20 protein-coding genes and 2 pseudogenes are annotated in these 24,174 nt (G+C 73.0%); 5 read left to right on the top strand and 17 right to left on the bottom strand.

What is annotated here, in order from left to right; all coding sequences use genetic code 11:
* Positions 1-11: 11 nt before the first annotated feature.
* Positions 12-803, bottom strand: a complete 792-nt coding sequence (locus tag AC1VM9_RS15545; protein WP_483123263.1) for an isoprenyl transferase — start codon at positions 801-803, stop codon at positions 12-14.
* Positions 804-849: 46 nt separating this feature from the next.
* The gene (recO, locus tag AC1VM9_RS15540; RefSeq protein ID WP_481342814.1) at positions 850-1,578 is read right to left on the bottom strand and encodes a DNA repair protein RecO; all 729 of its coding nucleotides are present in this window, start codon (positions 1,576-1,578) and stop codon (positions 850-852) included.
* A 155-nt stretch (positions 1,579-1,733) separates the two neighbouring features.
* Here recO and AC1VM9_RS15535 point away from each other — a divergent pair, with 155 nt between their 5' ends.
* Together AC1VM9_RS15535 and AC1VM9_RS15530 are read left to right on the top strand one after the other, a co-directional pair.
* Positions 1,734-2,384 carry an alpha-ketoglutarate-dependent dioxygenase AlkB gene (locus AC1VM9_RS15535; RefSeq protein ID WP_483123261.1) on the top strand — a complete coding sequence of 217 codons (651 nt, stop codon included), beginning with the start codon at positions 1,734-1,736 and terminating at the stop codon, positions 2,382-2,384.
* Positions 2,385-2,409: 25 nt separating this feature from the next.
* Positions 2,410-3,279 carry a maleylpyruvate isomerase family mycothiol-dependent enzyme gene (locus AC1VM9_RS15530; RefSeq protein ID WP_483123259.1) on the top strand — a complete coding sequence of 290 codons (870 nt, stop codon included), beginning with the start codon at positions 2,410-2,412 and terminating at the stop codon, positions 3,277-3,279.
* A gap of 9 nt (positions 3,280-3,288) precedes the next feature.
* On the opposite strand, the gene AC1VM9_RS15525 is transcribed toward AC1VM9_RS15530, so the two are convergent.
* From AC1VM9_RS15525 to AC1VM9_RS15485, 9 genes and pseudogenes are all read right to left on the bottom strand, one after another.
* Positions 3,289-4,866 carry a hypothetical protein gene (locus tag AC1VM9_RS15525; protein ID WP_483123257.1) on the bottom strand — a complete coding sequence of 526 codons (1,578 nt, stop codon included), beginning with the start codon at positions 4,864-4,866 and terminating at the stop codon, positions 3,289-3,291.
* 82 nt (positions 4,867-4,948) lie between these two features.
* Positions 4,949-6,710 (bottom strand): annotated as a pseudogene (gene leuA, locus AC1VM9_RS15520) (2-isopropylmalate synthase).
* A gap of 451 nt (positions 6,711-7,161) precedes the next feature.
* Positions 7,162-7,314 carry a hypothetical protein gene (locus tag AC1VM9_RS15515; RefSeq protein WP_481342821.1) on the bottom strand — a complete coding sequence of 51 codons (153 nt, stop codon included), beginning with the start codon at positions 7,312-7,314 and terminating at the stop codon, positions 7,162-7,164.
* A 151-nt stretch (positions 7,315-7,465) separates the two neighbouring features.
* Entirely contained in the window at positions 7,466-8,413 is a 948-nt protein-coding gene (gene era / locus AC1VM9_RS15510) for a GTPase Era (RefSeq protein ID WP_483123256.1), read from the bottom strand.
* Positions 8,391-9,707: a hemolysin family protein gene (locus tag AC1VM9_RS15505; protein WP_481342823.1), complete on the bottom strand. Its 1,317-nt coding sequence runs from the start codon at positions 9,705-9,707 to the stop codon at positions 8,391-8,393. The genes era and AC1VM9_RS15505 overlap by 23 nt, the downstream gene beginning before the upstream one ends.
* A gap of 7 nt (positions 9,708-9,714) precedes the next feature.
* A complete protein-coding gene (ybeY, locus tag AC1VM9_RS15500; RefSeq protein WP_481342824.1) occupies positions 9,715-10,182 on the bottom strand; it encodes an rRNA maturation RNase YbeY in 468 nt (155 codons plus the stop codon).
* Positions 10,179-11,369, bottom strand: coding sequence for a PhoH family protein (locus tag AC1VM9_RS15495; protein ID WP_481342825.1), 1,191 nt, complete (start codon positions 11,367-11,369; stop codon positions 10,179-10,181). The genes ybeY and AC1VM9_RS15495 overlap by 4 nt, the downstream gene beginning before the upstream one ends.
* Positions 11,370-11,382: 13 nt before the next feature.
* A complete protein-coding gene (locus AC1VM9_RS15490) occupies positions 11,383-12,957 on the bottom strand; it encodes a S10 family peptidase (protein WP_483123255.1) in 1,575 nt (524 codons plus the stop codon).
* Positions 12,954-13,313 (bottom strand): HIT domain-containing protein, encoded by a 360-nt coding sequence (locus AC1VM9_RS15485; protein ID WP_483123253.1) that lies wholly within the window; start codon positions 13,311-13,313, stop codon positions 12,954-12,956. The genes AC1VM9_RS15490 and AC1VM9_RS15485 overlap by 4 nt, the downstream gene beginning before the upstream one ends.
* 67 nt (positions 13,314-13,380) lie before the next feature.
* Here AC1VM9_RS15485 and AC1VM9_RS15480 point away from each other — a divergent pair, with 67 nt between their 5' ends.
* On the top strand, positions 13,381-14,049 hold the full coding sequence (locus AC1VM9_RS15480; protein ID WP_481345957.1) for a SigE family RNA polymerase sigma factor: 669 nt from the start codon (positions 13,381-13,383) through the stop codon (positions 14,047-14,049).
* Entirely contained in the window at positions 14,046-15,302 is a 1,257-nt protein-coding gene (locus tag AC1VM9_RS15475; RefSeq protein WP_483123252.1) for a Gmad2 immunoglobulin-like domain-containing protein, read from the top strand. The genes AC1VM9_RS15480 and AC1VM9_RS15475 overlap by 4 nt, the downstream gene beginning before the upstream one ends.
* A 62-nt stretch (positions 15,303-15,364) precedes the next feature.
* Here the strand turns inward: AC1VM9_RS15475 and AC1VM9_RS15470 are convergent, their stop codons facing one another.
* From AC1VM9_RS15470 to hrcA, 3 genes and pseudogenes are all read right to left on the bottom strand, one after another.
* On the bottom strand, positions 15,365-16,108 hold the full coding sequence (locus tag AC1VM9_RS15470; RefSeq protein ID WP_483123250.1) for a 16S rRNA (uracil(1498)-N(3))-methyltransferase: 744 nt from the start codon (positions 16,106-16,108) through the stop codon (positions 15,365-15,367).
* 40 nt (positions 16,109-16,148) lie between these two features.
* Positions 16,149-17,280 (bottom strand): annotated as a pseudogene (dnaJ, locus tag AC1VM9_RS15465) (molecular chaperone DnaJ).
* Between the two features lie 100 nt (positions 17,281-17,380).
* Positions 17,381-18,424, bottom strand: a complete 1,044-nt coding sequence (gene hrcA, locus AC1VM9_RS15460) for a heat-inducible transcriptional repressor HrcA (RefSeq protein ID WP_483123249.1) — start codon at positions 18,422-18,424, stop codon at positions 17,381-17,383.
* 234 nt (positions 18,425-18,658) lie between these two features.
* On the opposite strand from hrcA, the gene AC1VM9_RS15455 reads away from it, so the two are divergent.
* Entirely contained in the window at positions 18,659-19,549 is an 891-nt protein-coding gene (locus AC1VM9_RS15455; RefSeq protein ID WP_483123248.1) for a DUF3097 domain-containing protein, read from the top strand.
* Positions 19,550-19,580: 31 nt separating this feature from the next.
* On the opposite strand, the gene AC1VM9_RS15450 is transcribed toward AC1VM9_RS15455, so the two are convergent.
* The 3 genes from AC1VM9_RS15450 to hemW all read right to left on the bottom strand — a co-directional run bounded on the left by AC1VM9_RS15450 (position 19,581) and on the right by hemW (position 24,151).
* The gene (locus tag AC1VM9_RS15450; RefSeq protein WP_483123247.1) at positions 19,581-21,266 is read right to left on the bottom strand and encodes a CHAP domain-containing protein; all 1,686 of its coding nucleotides are present in this window, start codon (positions 21,264-21,266) and stop codon (positions 19,581-19,583) included.
* Between the two features lie 118 nt (positions 21,267-21,384).
* Positions 21,385-22,842, bottom strand: coding sequence for an aldehyde dehydrogenase family protein (locus AC1VM9_RS15445; protein ID WP_483123245.1), 1,458 nt, complete (start codon positions 22,840-22,842; stop codon positions 21,385-21,387).
* Positions 22,843-22,915: 73 nt separating this feature from the next.
* Positions 22,916-24,151, bottom strand: coding sequence for a radical SAM family heme chaperone HemW (hemW, locus tag AC1VM9_RS15440; RefSeq protein WP_481346965.1), 1,236 nt, complete (start codon positions 24,149-24,151; stop codon positions 22,916-22,918).
* Positions 24,152-24,174: the final 23 nt, after the last annotated feature.

Raw genomic sequence — 24,174 nt, 5'->3', positions numbered from 1 at the left:
GTGCGCCGTCGTCAGGACGGGGTGGGGGCGTCGACCGCGCCGCCGTACCGTCGGTCGCGGGCGACGTACTCCTCGATGGCGGCCCACAGATCGCGGCGGTCGTAGTCGGGCCACAGCCGGTTCTGGAACACCATCTCGGCGTACGCCGACTGCCACAGCAGGAAGTTGCTCGTGCGCTGCTCACCCGAGGAGCGCACGAACAGGTCGACGTCGGGCATCGTCGGCTCGTCGAGGTACCTCTTGATCGTCCTCTCGTCGACCGAGCCGGGCCGGAGGCGACCGTCCTTGACGTCGTGGGCGATCCGCTGGACGGCGTCGGCGATCTCGGCGCGACCGCCGTAGTTGACGCAGAAGTAGAGAGTCAGCCCGGTGTTGTGCTGCGTCAGCTCCTGGGCGACCTCGAGCTCCTTGATCACCGAGCGCCACAGTCGCGGCGCGCGCCCGACCCACCGCATCCGCACGCCCCACTCGTGCAGCTGGTCGCGGCGGCGGCGGATGACGTCGCGGTTGAAGCCCATGAGGAAGCGCACCTCCTCGGGCGACCGGCGCCAGTTCTCCGTCGAGAAGGCGTACGCGGACAGGTGGGTGACCCCGACCTCGATGGCGCCCGCGACGACGTCGAGCAGCGACGCCTCTCCCGCCTCGTGGCCCTTGGTGCGCGGCAGCCCGCGCTGGTTGGCCCACCGGCCGTTGCCGTCCATGACGATCGCGACGTGTCCGGGCAGCGCACCGGCCGGGATGACCGGGGCGGTGGCTCCCGAGGGGTGCGGGAAGGGCCGGGCGTACGGGGTGGCGGCGGGCATGGCTCTCCGGTCGGTGGGAGGTGCGGTGGACGGATCGGCTTCGGGCTCAGGCGCGCTCGACGAGCCGTAGGGAGCGTAGCCCCCGCTCGATGTGCCACTGGAGGAACGCCGACACCATGCCGTTGCCCTGCCGGCGGTGGCGCGGGTCGCTCTCGTCGGCGAGGTCCCAGTCGCCCGAGAGCAGGGCAGCGAGCAGTTCGAACGTCTCCGGCGCGGGCGCCGTCGAGCCGGGCGGCCGGCACGAGGAGCACACCGCCCCACCCGCCTGGACGTTGAAGGCGCGGTGCGGTCCGTCGGCGCCGCAGCGCGCACAGTCGACGAAGCTCGGCGCCCAACCGGCGACGGCGAGGGAGCGCAGCAGGTACGCGTCGAGGACGAGGCCGGGCTCGTGGGTGCGCTCGGCGAGGGAGCGCAGCGCCCCGGCGAGGAGGAGGTACTGCTGGGTCTGCGGCTCGTGCTCCTCGGTCAGCTGCAGCGCCGTCTCGAGCATCGACGTCGCGCACGTGTAGGCCGTGTAGTCGCGGGCGATCGCGTCGCCGTACGGCGCGAGGGTCTCGACCTGGGTCACGGTGTCGAGGTTGCGCCCCTCGTAGCACTGGACGTCGACGACCATGCCCGGTTCGAGACGTGAGCCGAACCGAGACTTCGTCCGCCGGACGCCCTTGGCGACGGCCCGCACGCGCCCGCGGGTGCGGGTCAGCATCGTGATGATGCGGTCGGCCTCGCCCAGCTTGTGCGTGCGCAGGACGATCGCCTCGTCGCGGTAGAGGGGCATGGGTCCATTCTCCCCCGCGGGCGGCGTCACGACGCGCGCACGCGCCGCAGGCTCCCACGCCACCGCGCCGGCGCCCGGGAGGACCGCTGCACCGGCCATCGAGATCCGTGCGTCGTCTCGAACACGTGTTCGACCTCGTACGTTACAGTGGCGGCATGGACCTCACCCTTCAGGGGTCGCTGCTCGACCTCACCGACGAGATGACGCTGCGCGACGTCGGCACCGGCCTGCGCCGCCACGCCCTGGCCCACGGGGCGTGGGTGGACGTACGGCCCGGCTGGCTGGCGGCGGGCGACGCGCTGTTCTCGGCCCTCCTGCACGACGTGCCCTGGCACGCCGAGCGGCGGCAGATGTACGACAACGTCGTGGACGTCCCGCGGCTCACGAAGTTCTACGCGGCCGGAGAACGCCTCCCGCACCCCCTGCTCGACCAGGCCCGCGACGCACTGAGCGCGCACTACGCGAGCGAGCTGGGCGAGCCGTTCGTCACGGCGGGGCTGTGCCTGTACCGCGACGGTCACGACAGCGTCGCCTGGCACGGTGACCGCATCGGGCGCTCCAGAGACAGCGACACGATGGTCGCGATCCTGTCGCTCGGGTCGCCGAGGGTGCTCGCCCTGCGCCCGCGCGACGGTGGTGCGATCCCCGGCACGACGCAGAAGAGCTTGCGCTACCCCCTGGGCCATGGTGACCTCGTGGTGATGGGCGGCTCCTGCCAGCGCACGTGGGACCATGCGGTCCCGAAGACCTCCGAGCCGCTGGGGCCCCGCATCTCCGTCCAGTTCCGCGTCGCGGGAGTCCGCTGACCGCTCGCACGACCAAGGAGTCCGCATGCCCTCTGCCCCATCGGGTGCAGACCTTCCCTTCCTCGACCACCTCGCCGCCGAGTCGGCCCGTTTCCGCGAGGTCCTCGCCGGCGTACCGGCCGGGACCACCGTGCCGACGTGCCCGGACTGGGACGCCGACGACCTGCTGTGGCACCTCGCCGACGTCCAGTGGTTCTGGGGTGAGATCGCCGAGAACCGCCTGACGACGGCCGAGCAGGTCGAGGCGCACGGCGACGCGCGGCCGCCGCGACCGGAGGACCGTGCCGCCCTCGTCGAGGCCTTCGACGCGTCGAGCGGCCGGCTGCACGAGCAGCTCTCGCAGCTCCCACCCGACACCGAGCTGTGGATGTGGGCCGACGAGCACACCGCCGGCTACATCCGCCGCAGGCAGGCCCACGAGGCCCTCGTGCACCGCCTCGACGCCGAGGCCACCGCGGGCATCGCCCCGGAGGACCGCGCCGCGATCGACGCCCGGCTCGCGGCCGACGGGGTCGACGAGGCCCTTCGCATCATGCGCGGCTACGAGCCCGAGCCGGGGCTCGAGCACGCGCCGCTCGGGGCGCCGGTCACCGTCGTCACCGTCGACACGATGCACACGTGGACCGTCACCCCGGTACGTGTCACCGGCACCTACGAGGGCCGCGACATCGACCTGCTGCGGTTCCTCGTCGCCGACGGGCCCACCATCGAGGCAGGCACGGACCTCTCGGACGGGTCGGACGCCTCGAAAGCGTCGGCGCCCCAGGTGTGCGGCACCGCCGCCGACCTCGACTGCTGGCTGTGGAACCGGCCGATGGCCGGCGAGCTGGCGCGTACCGGCGACCCGGACGCCCTGTCGGCGGTCGACGCGGTCGTGCGGGGCTCGATCGACTGACCGGACGCGTCAGCCCGCGGCGCACGCGGCGTCGGAACCACGCGGCCGGCGACGCCGCGTCCCGACGCCCGTCCGGGTCATCGCGGCGAGCGCGACGACGAGCGGTGCGAAGGTGAACACGTAGCGGGACCGTCCCTGGAACAGCAGCGTGAACGCCGCGATGCCGAGCACGGCGAGGGCGACGAGCAGCACGTCGCGCCGGTAGGGAGCCCGCAGCAGTCCGACGCCCCCGACCAGCAGCACCGCCAGCCACAGCGCCTGGGTGAGGTCGACTCGCCACCCGTACGCGGTCCCGTGGAAACCGTTGAGCGAGTGGACGACTCCGACGACACCGTCCGCGTCGGCGAGCCTTCCGGGAAGCGAGTCCGCTCCCTCCCCCCAGGCCCAGAACATGCCGTCGCCCCAGTTCCAGGCCGCCTTCTCCGCGTAGAAGGCGAGCGTGCCCCCGGGCCCGCGCTCGGCCCAGCGGTCGGCGATGTAGGCGCGGGCGTAGTCGGTCATCTGCTGCGGGGAGCGCCCCTCGATGGCCTCGACCATCTCGCGCGAGTACGTGCCGTAGCTGACGACGCCGTCCGGGGCGACATGCTCGCTCAGGCCGTTGGCCACCCACCACAGGACCGGAGGTGAGACGCCGGCGCGCATGCGACCGGTCTCGATGCCGGAGGCGGCCGCCGCCACGCCGGGCGCGGCGACGGCGATCCCGAGGAAGACGCCGACGGCGACGAGGCTCGCGGCGAGTGCGGTGACCCGGCCTCGGGGCGCGTGGTCGCCGTCGAACACCGCCACGACGACGGTGAGCACCGTCGCGATGACGGCGACCGCGGGCGTCGTCTTGATCGCGTAGGCGATCCCGTAGCAGACGGCGGCGGCCACCCACGTCAGCGCGCGAGCGGTGCGCGAGCCGGGCGACGCGCGGGGGGCGTCACGCACTCCGGGGAGCAGCGCGCGGCCGGCGAGCGCGACCCCGACCGCGAGGAACGGCATCGCGTAGTAGTCGGTGTAGGGCACGGCGAGCCACGGGCTCGTCCCGACGAGGACGAGCGTGCCCAGCTGGGCGGCGACCGCAGCGGCGGCGCCACGAGCCCGACGCACCATGGCACCCACCGCCAGCAGCGTCACTGCGACGCAGGCCCCGTTCAGGGTGATCAGGACGGCATCGGGCGCGAGCCCGAGGAGCGAGCCGAGCTCGACGCCGCCGCGGTCGATCGCGAGGAGCGGGAGGTTGTTGGGGTAGAGCGAGAGGTAGTCGTAGCCGGCGTCGCCGAGCGGGCGACCGGCGTGCAGGTCGCGCGCGAGGTCGAGGGCGACGCGGGCGTCCCAGCCGTAGTCGTAGCGTCCCGCGAGCCCCACGAGCGTCGCGACGACCCCACCGGCCGCGGAGACGACAGGGACGACCCATCGGCCGTGGACCCACCGCGGCGCGCGGACGAACGTCGCGAGCACCAGCAGCACGACGCAGGCCGGCACGACGACGTACCAGCGGTGCGGGGTGTTGACGGCGCGCGGAGCGAGCAACCCGACGAGGGCGACCGCGAGCAGGCCGGCGCCGACGAGCCGGAGCAGCGTCCGGCCGAGGGCGGAGTCCATGGGCCCAGAACCTACCGGAGCGCCGGGTCGGCGCCGGCCCGGGGCACGGGGCCCCGGGCCGTCGCGGAACGGGCTCGGCAGGTCAGGCGCCGGGGACCGAGGTGGCGGCGGCGGCGTCGCGTTCGGCGCGGTTGACGGCCGACACGATGGCCTTGATGGACGCGGTGACGATCGAGGAGTCGACGCCGACACCCCAGAGGACGCGGTCGCCGACGGCGCACTCGACGTAGGCGGCGGCCCGGGCGTCGCCACCGGCGGACAGCGCGTGCTCGGCGTAGTCGAGGACGCGGACGTCGGGCGTGCCCTCGATGGTGCCCAGGGCCGCGACGAACGCGGCGATGGGTCCGTTGCCGGTGCCGCTCACCGTCACCGGCTCGCCACGGTCGGTGACGGTCGCCTCGATGGTGCTCGCACCGTCGACGGTCGAGTCCGTGACGACGTTGACGAGGTCGAACCGGCCCCACGGAGCAGCCGGGTTCGGCAGGTACTCGTCCTGGAACCGGGCCCACAGCGCCGCCGGCGAGACCTCGCCGCCGTCCTGGTCGACGCCTCGCTGGACGACGCCGGAGAACTCGATCTGCAGGCGCCGCGGCAGGTCCATCTGGTGCTCGGACTTCATGATGTAGGACACGCCGCCCTTGCCGGACTGGCTGTTGACGCGGACGACCGCCTCGTAGGACCGGCCGAGGTCGTGCGGGTCGATCGGCAGGTAGGGGACGCCCCAGACGAGGTCGTCGACGCTCGTGCCCTTCTCCTTCGCCTCGGAGGCCATGGCCTCGAAGCCCTTCTTGATGGCGTCCTGGTGCGACCCGGAGAAGGCCGTGAAGACGAGGTCGCCGCCGTAGGGGTGCCGCTCGCCCACCGGCAGCTGGTTGCAGTACTCGACGGTGCGGCGCACCTCGTCGATGTCGCTGAAGTCGATCTGGGGGTCGATGCCCTGGCTGAACAGGTTCATCCCGAGCGTCACGAGGCAGACGTTGCCGGTGCGCTCACCGTTGCCGAAGAGGCAGCCCTCGATGCGGTCCGCGCCGGCCAGGTAGCCCAGCTCGGCCGCCGCGACGCCGGTGCCCCGGTCGTTGTGGGGATGCAGGCTGACGACGACCGACTCACGCCGCTCGATGTGGCGGATCATCCACTCGATGGAGTCGGCGTACACGTTGGGCGTGGCCATCTCGACGGTCGCCGGAAGGTTGACGATCATCTTGTGGTCCGGCGTCGGGTCGATGACGTCGATGACGGCGTTGCAGATGCGCATCGCGAACTCGAGCTCGGTGCCGGTGTAGGACTCGGGCGAGTACTCGTAGTAGATCGTCGTGTCGGGGACGGTCTCCTCGAGCTTGCGGCACAGGCGTGCGGCCTGGACCGCGATGTCGATGATGCCGTCCTGGTCGAGGCCGAAGACGACGCGACGCTGGAGCACGGACGTCGAGTTGTAGAAGTGGACGATGGCCTGCTTGGCGCCGGCGATGGCGTCGTAGGTGCGCTCGATGAGGTGGTCCCGGCACTGTGTCAGCACCTGGATGGTCACGTCGTCGGGGATGTGGCCGCCCTGGATCAGCTCGCGGACGAAGTCGAAGTCGGTCTGGCTCGCCGACGGGAAGCCGACCTCGATCTCCTTGTAGCCCATCTTCACGAGCAGCTGGAACATGCGCAGCTTGCGCTCGGTGTTCATCGGGTCGATGAGGGCCTGGTTGCCGTCGCGAAGGTCGACGGCGCACCAGCGCGGGGCATGCTCGATGCGTTTGCCGGGCCAAGTGCGGTCCGGGAAGCTCGAAGGGGATCTGCTCGTGGAACGGGACGTACTTCTGGAACGGCATTCCCGACGTCTGCTGGGGGTGGATCATCGCGTCACTCTCTTCGTCTGCGTTTCGCTCGGTGTCCGGCCGGACACGGGAAACTCCGCGACGAGGAGGGCCGGGATCAGGCCTCGTCGCGGCAGAGAAGGAGGAGGCTCACCGCACGCACGGCATCACGGTATGCCGGTCGACGCGCCCGCGTCCACCCCTCGGGAACGCTGCCCGCATCCTGAGACCCGGCTCTCGAGCCAACGACCTCCTCGAGGTCCGGGCTCTCGCCAGGGAGGGCTGGGCTCCCGTGTCATCGGGTCGGTTCGGCGGACGTTGCCTCCGGGCCACGAGTCGGGGCCTCCCTCCGGCGCCCTGACCCGGTCACCGTTCTCGAACGCTGCGACGATCTCTGAGAGAACCGGCGGCAGCGGTGGGAGGTCGGCGTCCGAGACGACCGGTGGGTCGTTGCGACCCCAGGGGTCACTCGACTCGAGCAGTGGGTCCCCGCTCATGACGAGGGTGACGCGGAGTCGTCCTCCTGCTCGCCGGACGGGGCGGGCCGGTCTCGAACATCCGCGATCTGCTCCTCGGGACGTGGCGGGACGTTCTGGTCCTCCTCGAGCACCTCGAGCTCGTGGTCGTGCGCCGGCATCTCGGACATGTCGCCTCCTCGTCACCTCCAGCCTAGGCCCGACGGCGGGGACGTGCCGCGAAACGTCGGCTGGTACCGCTCGCGTCTCCTGGTCAGCGGTGGGCCGCCGACGAGGAGACGCAGCGCTCACGAGGAGACGCCGCGGCGACGATCGACCCCGTCAGAAACCCAGGCGCTGCAGCTGCTTGGGGTCGCGCTGCCAGTCCTTCGCGACCTTGACGTGCAGGTCGAGGAAGACCTTCTGCCCGAGGAGCGCCTCGATCCCCTTGCGGGCGTTGGTGCCGACCTCGCGCAGCCGCGATCCCCCGCGACCGATGACGATCGCCTTCTGGCTCGGCCGCTCGACGAAGACGTTGACGCGCACGTCGAGCAGCGGGTTGTCCTCGGGGCGGTCCTCGCGTGGCACCATCTCCTCCACGACGACGGCCAGTGAGTGCGGCAGCTCGTCGCGGACGCCCTCGAGCGCCGCCTCGCGCACGAGCTCGGCGATCATGACCGCCTCGGGCTCGTCGGTGAGGACACCGTCGGGGTAGAGCTGCGGCGACTCGGGCAGGTAGGACGCGAGGAGGTCACGGACCTCGACCACCTGCTCGCCGGACACCGCGGAGCACGGGATGATGGCGTCCCACTCCCCCAGCCGGTCGATGGCGATGAGGTGCTCGGCCAGGCGGTCGCGGTCGACGGCGTCGGCCTTGGTCGCGATGGCGACGACGGGCCGGCGGCGCACCGAGCGCAGCTCGGTGAGCTCGTTGGCGATGAACGCGTCACCCGGGCCGGGACGCTGGTCCGCCGGAAGGCAGAAGCCGACCACGTCCACCTCGAGGAGCGTCTCGCGGACGAGGTCGTTGAGGCGCTCACCGAGGAGCGTGCGCGGCTTGTGAAGGCCCGGGGTGTCGACGAGGATCAGCTGCGCGTCGGGCGTCGTGGCCACGCCGCGGATCGTGTGCCGCGTCGTCTGCGGCTTCGAGCTCGTGATGGCGACCTTCTGGCCGACGAGCGCGTTGGTCAGCGTGGACTTGCCGGCGTTGGGCCGGCCCACCAGACAGGCGAACCCGGCCCGGTAGGGCGCCTGCCCGCCGGTGCTGTCAGTGCCCGCTCGCGTGGCCATGGGCGTCCTCCGTCTCGCTCGTCTCGCCGTCAGTGTCCTCCACCTGCGCCCGGTGCACGATGACCGACGCGACGCGGTGGCGGCGCCCGGCCATCCGCTCGGCCGTCAGCTCGAGCCCCGCCACCCGGCCGGACGAGCCGACGATCGGGACGCGGCCGATGACCTTGGTGAGCAGGCCGCCCACGGTGTCGACGTCCTCCTCGTCGATGGTGACGTCGAACAGCTCGGCGAGGTCGTCGATGTCCATGGACGCCGGGACGCGCAGCGTCCCGTTCTCCAGCTGCTCCACGCCGGGGGCCTCGCGGTCGTGCTCGTCGGCGATCTCGCCGACGATCTCCTCGATGATGTCCTCGATCGTGACGAGGCCCGCGGTGCCGCCATACTCGTCGACGACGATGGCGAAGTGGTTCTGCTCCTGCTGCATCTCGCGCAGGAGGTCGTCGACCGGCTTGCTCTCGGGCACGAAATGCATGGGTCGCATCACCTCGGTCGCCAGGTGCTTGGCGTCCTCCGGGGCGGCCGTGAGTCGACGGGCGACGTCCTTGAAGTAGAGCAGGCCGCGCACGTCGTCGCTGTCCTCCCCGATCACCGGGATGCGGGAGAAGCCGGAGCGCAGGAACAGCGACATGGCGCCGCGCAGCGTCTTGTCGGCATCGATCGTCACCATGTCGGTGCGCGGGACCATGACCTCGCGGGCCACGGTGTCACCGAGCTCGAAGACCGAGTGGATCATCTCCCGCTCGTCCTCCTCGATGACGTCGGACTCCCCGGCGATGTCGACGAGGTCGCGCAGCTCGGACTCGGTCTGGAAGGGCCCGTCGGAGTACCCCTTGCCCGGGGTCACGGCGTTGCCGAGCACCACGAGCAGCTTGGCGACCGGACCGAGGACCCGGCGCAGGCCGACGGCGAAGGGCGCGCTCCAGAGGGCGACGGTGTCGTAGTTGCGCCGCCCCAGCGTGCGCGGGGACACCCCGACGACGACGAACGAGACGACGGCCATGATGGCGATGCTGATGAGCGCCCGGCTCCACGTCGAGGCGACCTGTCCGGCGACGGCGAGGGTGACGAGCACGGCCGTCGTCGCCTCCGCGACGACGCGCAGGAACGCGATGACGGCCAGGTAGGCGGGCGAGTCGGCGACGACGGTCAGCAGGGACTTGGCACCCGAGCGACCCTCGTCCCAGAGCTCCTGGGCGCGCACCCGGGACATCCGGAAGATCGCGGCCTCGGCGGCGGACAGGACGAACGCGACGACGATGCTGATCAGCGCCGGCAGGACGAGCTGCGGTAGCACGGGGACCTCAGGCGCTGGGACGGTTGCGCGTGGCGAGGAACGTCAGCAGCAGCTGGCGCTGCAGCTCGAACATCTCGCGCTCCTCGTCCGGCTCGGCGTGGTCGTAGCCGAGCAGGTGCAGGATGCCGTGCGTCGTCAGCAGGAGCATCTCCTCGATGGGCGCGTGCCCGGCCTCGACGGCCTGTTTCGTGGCGACCGACGGGCACAGCACGATGTCGCCGAGCGTGCCCTCCTCCGGTTCCTGGCCCTCGCGGCCCGGCCGAAGCTCGTCCATCGGGAAGCTCATGACGTCGGTCGGGCCGGGCAGGTCCATCCACTGCACGTGGAGGACCTCCATGGCGTCCTCGTCGACGAGCTTGATGCACAGGTCGGCCTGCGGGTGCACGCGCATCTGCTCCATGACGTACGTCGCGCACGCGAGCAGCTCGAGCTCGTCGACCGCCGCGTCGGTCTCGTTGAGGACGTCGATGCTCACGCGCCCGCCTCCCGGGCCTCGCCGCCACGCTCCCCCTGGGGGCGCCGGCGGCGCTCCTCACCACGGTGGACGCCGCCGCGGGGTTCGGACCGACGCTGCTCCCGTCGCTCCTGGCGCCGCCGTTCCTCGCGCGAGGCACTGCGGTCGTAGGCGTCGACGATGGCGCTGACGAGCCGGTGGCGCACGACGTCGTGGGAGGTCAGCTCGGCGAAATGGATGTCCTCGACGCCGTCGAGGATGTCGCGCACGACGGTCAGCCCCGACCGCGTGCCGTCGGGCAGGTCGACCTGGGTGATGTCGCCGGTGACGACCATCTTCGAGCCGAAGCCCAGACGCGTGAGGAACATCTTCATCTGCTCGCTCGAGGTGTTCTGGGCCTCGTCGAGGATGATGAACGCGTCGTTGAGCGACCGGCCCCGCATGTAGGCCAGCGGGGCGACCTCGATGGTGCCGGACGCCATGAGCTTGGGGATGGTCTCGGGAGAGACCATGTCGTGCAGCGCGTCGTAGAGCGGCCGCAGGTACGGGTCGATCTTGTCGTTGAGCGTCCCCGGCAGGAAGCCGAGGCGCTCGCCGGCCTCGACGGCCGGGCGGGTCAGGATGATGCGGTTGACCTGCTTGGCCTGCAGGGCCGCGACGGCCTTGGCCATCGCGAGGTAGGTCTTGCCGGTGCCTGCGGGACCGATGCCGAAGACGATGGTGTGCTCGTCGATGGCGTCGACGTAGCGCTTCTGGTTCAGGGTCTTCGGGCGGATGGTGCGGCCGCGGTTGCTGATGATGTTCATCGTCAGGACGTCGGCGGGCCGCTCGGTGGTCTGGCTGCGCAGCATGCCGATCGAGCGCTCGACGGCGTCGCGGTTGAGCGGCTGCCCGGTGGCCACGATGGTGAGCAGCTCGTCGAGCAGGCCGTCGATGATGTCCAGCTCGCCGGCCGGGCCGGTGAAGGTCATCTCGTTGCCGCGGACGTGCGTGTCGACGAGGGGGAACTGCCGCTCCATGGTGCGCAGCAGCTCGTCGCGCGGGCCGAGGAGGGTGACCATCTCGACCGGGGGCGGGATCTCGCGCGTCAGGACCGGACTGTCCGGCGCGCGGCCGCCGTCCGCGGCACCGCTGCTGCGGGCCGGGCCCGTGGGCTCGATGGGGTCTGGGCTGTCGGGCTCGTGGCCGCGTGGCGATGGGTCGTTCATCTTGCCCACGAGTCTACGTGGGACCGCCGGATGACCTCACCACGAAATCGGCGAGGTCCTTGCTCTGCTGCCGCCTCGAGGGCTCGTGCACGTACATCATGTGGCCGGCCTCGTAGTACGCGTGCTCGACGTCGGCGGCGAGCCGCTCCGGCGGCAGCTGGAGGTGGGCGATGACGTCTTCGGCCGCGAAGTGCGGGGTGGCGCCGTCGTAGTAGCCGTACGCGACGTGGACGCGCAGGTGCGGGTTCTGGCGCATCGCGCGCTCGAGCAGCGGCGAGACGTCGACGGGCCGGCCCTCGAACTCCTTGTAGCTCCAGGGGTGCACGAGCCGGCTGATCTGCTCGTAGTGCAGGTCGCTCTCGTAGCCGAGCTCGTCGCGGACGTAGTGGTTCCACACGGCCGAGTACGGGCCGGCGATGGCGTCGTGGGACGGGTCGGCGTCCATGTTCTCGGCGATCGCCGCCGCCGCGGGGCCGGTGAACCGGGCGTCGAGGCGACCGACGGACAGCCGCCGGTCGCGCAGCAGCTCGGTGAAGTACCGCCAGTGCTCGATGCGCAGGTCGGCGCGGTGCACGTAGTCCTCGGACAGCCCGGACAGGCGGGCGACGGTGGCCACGGCGTCGGCCCGCTCGGGCGCGGTCAGGCGCGAGCCGCGGGCGAGCACCCGGGGGTACTCACCCGACGCGTACGCCTCCGCCTCCCCGACGACCGTGCGCAGCGACCGGCGGCCGTGCTTGCCGTGGTAGTGCGCCACCGCCGCATACGTGGGCAGGTAGAGCGCGTGCGCGCGGTCGTTGCGCTGGTTCTCGAAGTCGATCGAGCCGAGGTCGAGGACGCTGGAGATGAGGATCAGCCCGTTGAGGTACATGCCGTAGCGGCTCTGCAGGTGCTCGGCGAGGGCTGCGCCGCGGAGCGTGCCGTACGACTCCCCCGCGACGAACTTCGGCGACATCCACCGCTTGTGGCGCGAGGTCCACAGCCGGATCAGCTCGCCGACGGACTCGATGTCCTTGCGGTAGCCGTGGTACTCACCGGGCTTGCCGCCCTCGACGGCACGCGAGTAGCCGGTCGACATCGGGTCGATGAACACGAGGTCGCTGACGGCAAGGAGCGACTCGGGGTTCTCGACGAGGTCGTACGGCGGCGGGGCCAGCGCGCCGACGTCGCCCATGACGAGCCGGCGGGGCCCGAGCAGGCCCAGGTGCAGCCAGACGCTCGAGCTGCCGGGGCCACCGTTGAACGCGAAGGTGACCGGCCGGGTCCGCGGGTCGGCGTCGTCGAGGGTGTACGTCGTCATCGACAGCTCGGCGCGGGGCGTGTGACCCCCGAACGTTCCGTCCTTGTGCTCCTCCTCGCGCAGGACGACGCGTCCGGTCACCGCCGTGTACCGGAGCCGCCGGCGCCCGACGCGCAGGGTGTGCTGGGTCGTCACGAGGTCGTCGGTCGGCGTGGCCGTCCCGGGGCCCTTGCCCGAGGACGCGTCGGCGCCGGTGGTCGTGTCGGCCGGCGCGGACGCGCCGGCTCTCGGCGCGCGGCTGGCGTCGGCCTCGCCCTCGTCCGTGGCCGGCGACAGGGGCTGGTCGCTCACACCATGCCCTTCTCGGTGAAGGCGGCACCGCCGAGGAGGTGCACGTGCGCGTGGAAGATCGTCTGGCCGGCGCCCCGCCCGGTGTTGGCGATGAGCCGGTGCGCCGCACCGACGCCCTCGGCCTCGGCGACCTGCTGGGCGAGCCGGAAGACGTCGGCGAGGTCGTCGGCGTCGGCGGCCGCGAGCGCACCCACGGTCGGCTCGTGCCGGCGCGGCACGACGAGCACGTGGACCGGCGCCGCGGGGCTGATGTCGCGGAACGCGACGGACCGCTCCGACTCGGCCACCCGGTCGGAGGGGACGTCGCCGGCGACGATCCTGCAGAAGAGGCAGTCGGTCGGGGTCTGCGCGGTCATGAAGGCACCTTAGGTGTGTCAACCCCGGCGTGCACCAGTGCGTCTCCTTGCCGTGAGAACGTTGCGTATGCCGTCGGAACGGGTCGACCGCCCGGCCGGCCCGGGTGACCGGGACGACCGCGTCGGGTCGGCGCCGTGGCGAGCGGGTGGCGGCCCGACGCACCAGACGGCCCAGACGGCCCATACGCACCAGACCGGCCAGCGTGACCTGCCCGTCGACCCCGACGTCGCCGTCACCGAGCTCTACCACGCGCACTGGGACCGGCTGGTACGGCTCGGCTGGCTGCTGCTGCGCGACCAGGCGGCCGCGGAGGACGTCGTCCAGGACGCCTTCGTCGCGACGCACCGGCAGTGGTCCTCGATCCGCGACTCGGGGCGCGTCGTCGCCTACCTGCAGACCGCGGTCGTCAACGGGTGCCGGTCCGTGCAGCGGCACGCGGTCGTCGTCGACCGGCACACCGCGCGCGAGGCCGGCGCCGCCGACGCGCCAGGGCGCGGCTGGGTCGGCAGCGCCGAGTCCCACGCCCTGCACGCCGTCGGACGCGACGCCATGGTCGACGCCCTGCGCGAGCTGCCCGAGCGGCAGCGCGAGGTCCTCGTGCTGCGCTACTACGCCGACCTGTCCGAGGCGCAGATCGCCCGGGCCCTCGAGATCTCCGCCGGCGCCGTCAAGACGCACGCCCACCGCGGGCTGAGCGCGCTGCGCCGCACCATCGACCCCACGGAGCCGTCATGAACACCGACCCGAACCGTCGTCCCGGTGACCCCGCACGCGACCCGTCCGGCGACCCGTCCGGGCGCGCTCGCACCTCCGGGGCCGAGGACGCCGTCGCGATCGGGGGCGCGCTCCGCCCCGTGGAGGACCGGCTGCGCCGCGGCCTGGCGACCGAGTCGCGCACCATCACGCCGCACGACCGGCTCGGGGCGATCCTCGCCGAGGCGCACGGCGAGACCGCCCGCGCGGCCGGCGCCGGGGGCCCGAACCGTCCCGGTCGCCCGCACCGCTGGCTCGTCCCGGTCGCGGCCGCCGCGGCCGCCGTCCTCGTCGCCGGGGGCGTCTGGGCCGCGGTGCGTGGCGCCGACCGGACGCCGCCCGTGGCGGGGCCACCCCCGACGGCCATCGCCTCGACCACCGCGCCGACGCAGCGCAGCACCCCCTCCGCGTCGCAGCCCTCGAGCATCCCGACCCAGACTGCGCAGGGACCGACGTCCCAGCCGGCACCACCGGTCACCACCCGCGCGAGCGTCCCGGTCTACTACGTCGGCCCGATCATCGTCACCGACACCTTGCAGTACCATCCGCCGCGGCTCTTCCGTGAGTTCGTCCGCACCTCCGTCACGACGCCCACCGGGCCCGAGGCGCGCGCGCTCGCGGCGCTGAAGCTCGCCATGGGCAAGGCGCCCTCGTCGTCGGCGTACGTCTCACCGTGGGCCGGCGTGAGCCCGGTGTCGGTGACGCTCGACGGCTCCGGCCGGATCGTCGTGACGCTGTCCGGGGGCCTGCCGAGCGGGTCGGCGGCGTTGGCCGACCTCGCCGTGCAGCAGCTCGTGTGGACGGCTCAGGCCGGCGTCGGCCAGGGCACCAAGCCGGTCGTCCTCGTCGTGGAGGGCGGCGGCGACGTCGCGCCGGGGATGCCCTCGGGCCAAGCGCACCAGCGCCCGGGCGACGCCATGGGCGTGTACGACACCCTCGCCCCGCTGTGGGTCGACGAGCCCGCTCGCGGCGCCACGGTCAAGGCAGGTCAGCCGATCACCGTCAAGGGCGTCGCGAGCACCTTCGAGGCCAACGTCGAGTGGCAGTTGCTCCGTGGAGGCGCGGTCGTCGCCACAGGCAGCACGACGGCGGACGCGGGGGCGCCGCAGCGCGGGTCGTACTCGTTCCGCACCAAGGCCCTGCCGGCGGGCGACTACGTCGTGCGCGTCCTCGAGTCGAGTCCCAAGGACGGGTCGCCCGACGCCGAGCAGCGCATCCCGTTCACCGTCCGCTGACCGTCGAGACGCCACGTTCGGCGGCCTGCCTTACGTCGAGAGGCCAAGAACGTCCCGGTGACTCAGCGCCAGCGGGACCGCGCGAGGAGGACGGCGAGGGCGGCCGGGCCGGCCGACGACGAGCGCAGGATCGTCGGCCCCAGCCGTACCGGCCTCGCCCCGGCGTCGACCAGCGCGTCCAGCTCGCGGCCGGTGATGCCGCCCTCGGGGCCCACGACGACGAGCACGTCCCCGCCGTCCGGCAGGTCGACGCACGCGAGCGGTTCGGTGGCGTCCTCGTGGAGCACGAGGACGAGGGCCGACGCCCGGGCCCGCGCGACGAGTGCGGACAGACCGACGTGCCCGGCGGTCACCGGGATGCGGGCACGCCGGGACTGCTTGGTGGCCCGGGCGACGACCGCGGCCCACTTGGCCTGCGACTTGGCGGCGCGGTCGCCGCGCCAGACGACGACCGACCGTTCGGCCTGCCACGGCACCACCTCGTCGACGCCGAGCTCGGTGGCCGCCTCGATCGCCTGCTCGTCGCGGTCCCCCTTGGCGAGCGCCTGGACGAGGACCAGGCGCGGGTCCGGCGCGGGCTCGTCGACGAGCTCGACGACGGTGCCGGTCACCTCCGACCGGTCGACGTGCGTCACCTCGAGCAGGGCTCGCCGGCCGCGGCCGTCGGCGACGTAGCACCGCTCCCCCGCCCGGAGGCGCACGACGGTCGCCGCGTGCCGACCCTCGTCGCCGGTGAGGGCGAGCCTCGAGCCGGCCACGGCGCGGGCCACCGCGTCGGGGTCGCCGAGGAAGAGCTGGTGCGTCACGGCGCCATCCTGCCGCAGCAGGACGGCGCCGCGCCTCCGGTCACTTCTCCTTGAACGCGTCGCGCAGCTTGCCGAAGAGGCCCTTGTTGACGGGCGCGAGCCGACCCTCGGGGCGCTCCTCGCCGCGGAGCGCCGCGAACTGCCGCAGGAGGTCCTGCTGCTCCTCGGTCAGCTTCGTCGGGGTCTGGACCGTGGCGTGGACGAGCAGGTCGCCGCGTCCGCCGTGGCGCAGGTGGGTGACGCCGAGGCCGCGGAGGGTGAGGACGTCACCGCTCTGGGTGCCGGCCTTGATCTCGAGGTCCTGCATGCCGTCGAAGGTCGACAGCTTGATCGTCGTCCCGAGCGCCGCCGCCGCCATGGGCAGCTCGACGCTGCAGTGCAGGTCGTCCCCGCGCCGGGTGTACGCGTCGTGGTTGAGCACGCGGACCTCGACGTAGAGGTCGGCGCGGGGGCCGTTGCCGGGGCCGACCTCGCCCTCGCCGGTCAGCTGGATGCGCGTGCCGGTGTCGACGCCGGCCGGCACCTTGAGCTTGAGCGTGCGACGGGTGCGGACCCGGCCGTCGCCGGAGCAGTCGTGGCACGGGTCGGTCAGGGTCGAGCCGAAGCCCTGGCAGTTGACGCAGGGGCGCGAGGTCATCACCTGGCCGAGGAAGCTGCGCTGCACCTGCTGGATCTCGCCGGCACCGTGGCAGATCGGGCAGGTCTGCCGGCCGGTCCCCGGCTCGGCGCCGTCACCACCGCAGCGGCTGCAGCCGACCGCGGTGTCGAGGGCGAAGCTCCTCCTCGGACCCGAAGACGGCCTTGGCGAGGTCGATGTCGAGGCGTACGAGGGCGTCCTGCCCGCGCTGGACCCGCGGACGGGGACCGCGGGCACCGGTCGCACCGGCGCCGAAGAACGCGTCCATGACGTCGCTGAACGAGAACCCCGCCCCGGCGCCGTAGCCGGCGCCCCCACCGGTGGCGAAGGGGTCCGAGCCCATGTCGAACTGGCGGCGCTTCTGCGGGTCGGACAGGACGTCGTAGGCCTGCGAGACCCGTTTGAACTCCTCCTCGGCCTCCGGCCCGGGGTTGACGTCGGGGTGCAGCCGGCGCGCGAGCCTGCGGTACGCCTTCTTGATCTCCTCCTGGCTCGCGTCGCGGGAGACGTCGAGGACGGCGTAGTAGTCGTTCAAGCGGGTGTTCCTTCGGTTCCGTGGGTGCGGTCGTCGGGTCGTGGGTGGCGTGGGGTGCGTGGGGTCGCTCAGGCTCGGGTCAGGGTCGGTCGTGGTCGGGTCAGGTGGAGCGGTTGTCGTCGAGGATCTCGGACACGTAGCGCGCCACGGCCCGCACGGACGCCATGGTGGTCGGGTAGTCCATCCGGGTGGGGCCGAGGACGCCGAGGCTCGCGATGCGCTCGGTGCCCGACCCGTACCCCATCGAGACCAGTGAGGTGGTCTGGAGGCCGGAGACCGGGTTCTCCGAGCCGATCCGGACCGACACGAGCTCGGGGTCGTCGCCGAGCTGGCCGAGCAGGCGCAGCAGGGTCACGTGCTCCTCGAGGGCCTCGAGGATCGGGCCGATGGTGCGGGCGAAGTCCGAACCCGCGCGCGCGAGGTTGGCCTGGCCGGCGAGGACGACGCGCTCCTCGCGCTCCTCGGCGAGCAGGTCGGTCAGGGCGGACACGACCGCTTCGGTCGCCTCGCGGTCGGTGTCCGCGGCCTCCTCGACGAGCCGGCGCAGCTGCGTCGCGGCGACGGTGAACGGCACACCGGCGGACACCTCGTTGATGCGCGTGCGCAGGGCCGCCACGAAGACCTCACCGTCGGCGTCCGCCAGCGGGCGACCGGCGTCGACGACGCGCTGCTCGACGCGTCCGGTGTTGACGATGAGCACGGCCATGACGTGCGTCGCACCGACGGGCACGAGCTCGACGTGGCGCACGGTCGAGCGCGTCAGCGACGGGTACTGCATGACGGCGACCTGGCGGGTCAGGCCGGCGAGGAGGCGGACGGTGCGGTCGACGACGTCGTCGAGGTCCACGGCGCCCTCGAGGAACTTGGTGATGGCGCGCCGCTCGCCCGCGCCGAGGGGCTTGATAGCGCTGAGCCGGTCGACGAACAGGCGGTAGCCGGCGTCGGTGGGCACGCGCCCGGCCGATGTGTGCGGCGCGTGGATCAGGCCCTCCTCCTCGAGCTGGGCCATGTCGTTGCGCACGGTTGCGGCGCTGACGCCGAGGTGGTGCCGGTCGACGAGCGCCTTGCTGCCGACGGGCTCGGACGTCTGGACGTAGTCCTGGACGATGGCGCGCAGCACCATGAGCTTGCGCTCCTCGCTCATCCGACCTCCTCGCGTCTCGGTGGTCTCGTCGGTCTCGTCCGGTCTCGTCCCGTCGCGTCCGCCTCGTCAGCGCGGCCCCGGCGATGAGCCCTCGGACCCTTGGCACTCTCGGCGAACGAGTGCCAATTCTACGTCGAGTCGGACCAACCGCCGAACCTCCGTCCCACCGTATGCCGCCCGGAGCGGCGCGCCGGGCGGCATCCGGCGGCCGGAGGGCCTAGCCTCGGACGCCGTGTGCCCCCTCCCCCGATCGACCGATACGGCTCCGACGTCCTCGGCGGCGACTGGCGTGCCCCCCGCGGTGGTCGCTCGACGCCGATGCCCGCCGAACCGGATCTCGTCGTCGAGGAGGTGGAGACCGGCTGGGTGGGCGCCGTCGTCCGCGTCGAGAAGGCGGGCGGCATGCACGTCGTGCACCTCGAGGACCGGCGCGGCCGGACCAAGGGCTTCCCGCTCGGTCCGGGGTTCCTCGTCGACGGACGCCCGGTCACGTTGACGCCCCCGACGGCCGCCGCGACAGCCGCCCTCGCCGACGCCCGCCGCGCCACCGCGCGCACCGCGAGCGGGTCGGTGGCCGTGCAGGGCGCGCGCGCCCGGGTCGCGAGCGGGTCGCGGATCTACGTGGAGGGGCGCCACGACGCCGAGCTCGTGGAGAAGGTGTGGGGTGACGACCTGCGGGTCGAGGGCGTGGTCGTGGAGCTCATGGACGGGGTGGACGACCTCGCCGCGATCATCGCCGAGTTCCGGCCCGGGCCCGGGCGACGGCTCGGGGTGCTCGTCGACCACCTCGTGCCCGGCACCAAGGAGGCGCGCATCGTCGAGCAGGCCCGGTCGCTACCGGGGCTGTCCGGGCACGTCAAGGTCCTCGGCCACCCGTACGTCGACGTGTGGCAGTCGGTGCGGCCGGAACGGCTCGGCTGGCAGCAGTGGCCGGTCATCCCGCGGGGCACGTCGTGGAAGCACGGCATCTGTGCCGAGCTGGGCTGGGCCCACTCGACGCAGGCCGACATCGCCAACGCCTGGAAACGCATCCTCGGCACGGTACGCAGCTACGCCGACCTCGAGCCGGCGCTGCTCGCCAGCGTGGAGGAGCTCATCGACTTCGTCACGGAACCCGGCGCCTGACGCGGCCCGCGCCGGCTCCCGGACCCCCGCGTCACCAGCGCAGGTAACCCTGGACGTCGACCTTGAGGTAGGCGGCCGCGGAGGTCTTGACCCGCACCGAGCCGTCGAGTCCGACCGGCACGAGGACGGTGTTGGTCACGGTCCGACCCGACGCGAACTTGACCGTCGCATAGGGCGTCTCGGCCGAGCCGCTCGGATAGGCGGTGACGTACCCGGCCGCGGTCGGTGACGCGACGGTGACGGTCAGGAGCGCCGCCCGGACGCCGGAGGCGGGGACGCCGGCCTTGCCGACGACGGGTACGAGGGGTGCCTGCCCTGCCGCGACCCGTCCGACGGGGTAGCCGAGGCCGGTCTGGCTGTCCAGGATGCGCGTCGGCCCGAGCGCCACCTGGTCGGCCCCGGTCGGCAGCCAGCCCACGACGTCGACGAGGACGTCGGTCTGGGCGGTGGAGTGGATCGTCACCGCACCGTTGGTGCCGAGGCGTGCCTCGACGAGACCCGTGGCGGCGCCGGCGGCCTCGTACCGCAGCTGGGGCGCGGCAGGGCGCGTCGTGCCGGCGGGCCACGTGGTGAGCCATCCGGCGGTCGTCGGGGTCGCGGCGGACACGTCGAGCAGCACCGCGGCGGCCCCGGTCGCCGGGATCCCGGCCTTGCCCGCGAGCGGCAGCGTCAGCGTGCCGCCGGCGGCCAGCCGGGCCTTGGGGGCGCCGAGGCCGGTGCGGGTGTCGAGGACCCGCGTCGGGGCGCCTCCGGAGACGTAGCCGCCCGTGGGCGACCACCCGACGAGGTCGGCCGACAGGTCCGTGGTCGCCGACGTGTAGAACCGGACACGGCCGTCGGTGCCGACCTTGCTCAGCACGAGGGTGGTCGTCACCCCTCCTGCGGCGTACGAGACCGCCCGGGAGCCGGGCTGGGTCGTGCCGTCGGCGTGCGCCGTGAGGTAGCCGGCGGCGGCCGGGGCGGTGGTGTTGACGTTGAGCAGGACGGCGTCGACGCCGGTCGCAGGGACGCCCGCACGGCCGGTGACCTGGACCGTGACCGCCTTGCCCGCCTGCACCTTGGCCACGGGAGCGCCGGCCCCGGTGCGGGTGTCGAGCAGCCTGGCCGGCGCGGAGACCTGCCAGGCACGGGTGTCGGTGGCCACCGTGGGACCCTGGTCCTTGAGGTGGATGAAGCCCTTGGGCCATCGTCCGCCGGTGAGCGTCACCCGGCGCCAGCGGAAGTCCCCGCCCCAGTTGTCCTCGGAGACGATGATGTCCGAGGCCGACAGGACCTGCTCGACGTAGGCGACGTGGCCGGTGGAGGAGTACGACGTGTCCCACCACGCGACCGACCCGACGGCCGGGCTCGTGTTCGTCTGCGCGGGGAACGAGGGGCCCCAGTTCGAGGCGTTACCGCTCAGGCTCGCCGGCTTCGTGTTCGGCAACCCGTTCTGCACGAGCCGGTAGGCGACGTAGTTGGTGCAGTTGTGGCCGGTGGACTGGCGCCACCAGCTCGTCGCGGCGTTCTCCTTGTAGCCCGCGTTCGGGTACCCGGCGGCCGCGCAGGGGTCGTAGCCCGTGCAGAGGACGATCCACTCGGCCGAGCGGGCCGGGGCCGCCAGCCCGACGCTCGTCAGGGTCGTCGCGAGCGCCGCGACGAGGACGGCCACGCGTCGACGCCACGGGCGCAGGGGTCGTGTCGTCGCCGCCACCGGGTCTCCCGTCCTCGCCGTCATGCTCCACGCAATCTAGGACACAGGGCCCACCGCGTCTCACGAATCCCAGAATTCCCACGCGACACGCGGGCCGGGATGCACGCGTTCCGGACCGTCGCATGCTAGACGGCGGCCGACGTCAGGGCCGGCGGTGGCGGCGCCCCCGCGCGACGACACGGTCGATGACGCGCTGCTTGAACGGCGTGAAAGGTGGGCGGACGACGGCGGTCGTGTCGGGCGTCGTCGGGGTCTCGAGCACGGCCTTGGCGTGCGAGAAGAGCTCGACGGACCGCTCACCGTGGTACGCGCCGTTGCCGCTCGCGCCGACCCCGCCGAAGGGCAGCCCGTGGACCGCCATGTGCGCGAGCGGCAGGTTGACACCGAGGGCGCCGGACGACGTCTCGCGCACGAAGCGTCGGCGCACGTCCGCGTCGGCGGTGAAGACGTAGAGCGCGAGCGGCTTGTCGCGCTCGGTGATCACCTCGATCGCCTCGTCGAGGCCCGACACCTCGACGAGGGGCAGCACCGGCCCGAAGATCTCCTCCTGCATGGCCGGGTCGTCGAGGCAGACGCCGTCGAGGACCGTCGGGGCCAGGTAGCGGCTGGCGGCGTCGGACTCCCCGCCCAGGACGACCCGCTCGGCGTCGACCAACGCGTGGAGCCGCGCGAAGTGCCGGTCGTCGACGATGCGGCCGTACTCCGCGGACCTCGCAGGGTCGGTCCCGAAGGACTCCCGGAGCGCGTCGGCGAGCCGCGGTACGAGCGCGTCGAGCGTGGCCCGGGTGCCGAGGACGTAGTCCGGGGCGACGCACGTCTGCCCCGCGTTCGTGAACTTCCCCCAGACGATGCGTCGGGCCGCGACGAGCAGGTCGGCGTCCTCGTGGACGTAGGTCGGCGACTTGCCGCCGAGCTCGAGCGTCACCGGTGTGAGGTGCCGGGCCGCCGCCTCGAGGACGATGCGGCCGACGGAGCCGTTGCCGGTGTAGAAGATTGTGTCGAAGCGCTCGGCCAGCAGGGCGGTCGTCTCCGGGACCCCGCCCTCGACGACGTGCACGGCCGACGCGTCGAGGTGGCGGGGCAGCAGCCGGGCGAGCACCCGCGAGGTGGCCGGCGCCACCTCGCTCGGCTTGAGCACGGCCGCGTTCCCCGCCGCGAGCACACCGACGAGCGGGGCGAGCAGCAGCTGCACCGGGTAGTTCCAGGGCGCGATGACGAGGACGACGCCGAGCGGCTCTCGCACGACCCGGGCGCGGCCGGGCATGACCGAGAGCGGCACGGGCACGCGGCGCGGCCGCAGCCACGAGCGCAGGTGCCGCAACGTGTGGTCGATCTCCTCGACGACGAACCCGAGCTCGGTGACCCAGGCCTCCGTCGGGTTCTTGGCCAGGTCCTGGCGCAGGGCGTCCGCGAGCTCGTCCTCGTGGTCCACGATCATCGCCCGTAGGGCCCGCAGCTGCTCGACCCGCCAGGCGTACGGCTTGGTCCGACCGCTGCGGAAGGCCGCCCGGGCCGATGCGACGACCCCGCGCACGTCCGCTCCCCCGGCCGGGGCGCCGGGGTCGGACGGGGCGCGGTCGGTGGGCGCGGTCTGCGTCATGGGGTCCATCCTCGTGGGTCGTCGGGTCGTCGGTCGGTGACCTGTCGTGCGGTCCGGGTCCCGGCGTCGACGCTCAGGCCGCGAGCAGCCGGTGCACGACGGTGTCGGCGAGCAGCCGCCCGCGCCGCGTCAGCACGACGCGTCCCCGGGAGACCGCCGCGACGCCGTCGACGAGCCCGTCGGCGACGAGCCCGGCCACGGCGGCGCGTCCCGATCCTCGCAGGTCCGCCACGGGCAGTCCCTCGACGAGACGTGTGCCGAGGAGCACACGCTCGTCATGCCGCTGCTCGTCGTCGAGGACCTCGCGGGCCGCGGCGGGCGACTGCCCGGTGCCGAGCCGCTGGGCGTAGGCGCTCGGGTGCTTGACGTTCCACCACCGGACGCCACCGACGTGGCTGTGGGCCCCGGGGCCGATGCCCCACCAGTTCGTACCGGCCCAGTAGGCGATGTTGTGGCGGCAGCGGTGCTGCTCGTCGCGGGCCCAGTTGCTCACCTCGTACCAGCCGAACCCGGCGGCCGAGAGCAGCTCGTCGGCCAGCTCGTACTTGTCGGCCTCGTCGTCGTCCTCGGGGGCCGGGACGAGGCCGCGACGGACCTGCGCAGCCAGCCGCGTGCCCTCCTCGACGACCAGGGCGTAGGCCGAGACGTGGTCCGGCTCGAGGGCCACGGCGGTCTCCAGGCTCGTGCGCCAGTCGTCGAGGGACTCCCCCGGCGTGCCGTAGATGAGGTCGACGCTGACCTGCAGCCCGGCCGCCCGCGCCCCCGCCACCGCGCGGGCCACGTTGACGGGGTCGTGGGTGCGGTCGAGGGTGCGCAGCACATGGGGAACCGCCGACTGCATGCCGACGGAGACGCGCGTGAAACCGCCGGCGGCGAGCTCGGCGAGCGACTCGGGCGTCACCGAGTCGGGGTTGGCCTCGGTCGTCACCTCGGCGTCCGCGGCCAGGCCGAACCGGTCGCGGATGCCGGCGAGGAGGCGGACGAGGTCGCGGCTGCGCAGCATCGTGGGGGTGCCGCCGCCGACGAAGACCGTCGACACCGGCGGCGCGTCCGGGCCGAGGACGCCCGCCGCGAGGTCGAGCTCGCGCGTCGCGGCATCGGCATAGGAGTCGAGGCCGATGGAGGCCCCGGGACCGCCGAGCTCGGTGAGCGTGTAGGTGTTGAAGTCGCAGTAGCCGCAGCGGACCGAGCAGAACGGCACGTGGACGTAGACGCCGAGGTCGGTCGAGGCGAGCGAGGTGAGGGCGGACGCCGGCAGCTCGCCGGTCGGCGGAGCGGGGTCGCCGTCGGGCAGGGCTGAGGGCGGCACCCGGTCATTCTCGCACCGGCCCG

This window comes from Monashia sp. HAY1-11D (assembly GCF_056868035.1).
Note: the sequence above shows the minus strand (reverse complement) of the source record. Positions and strands in the feature narration are given on the sequence as shown.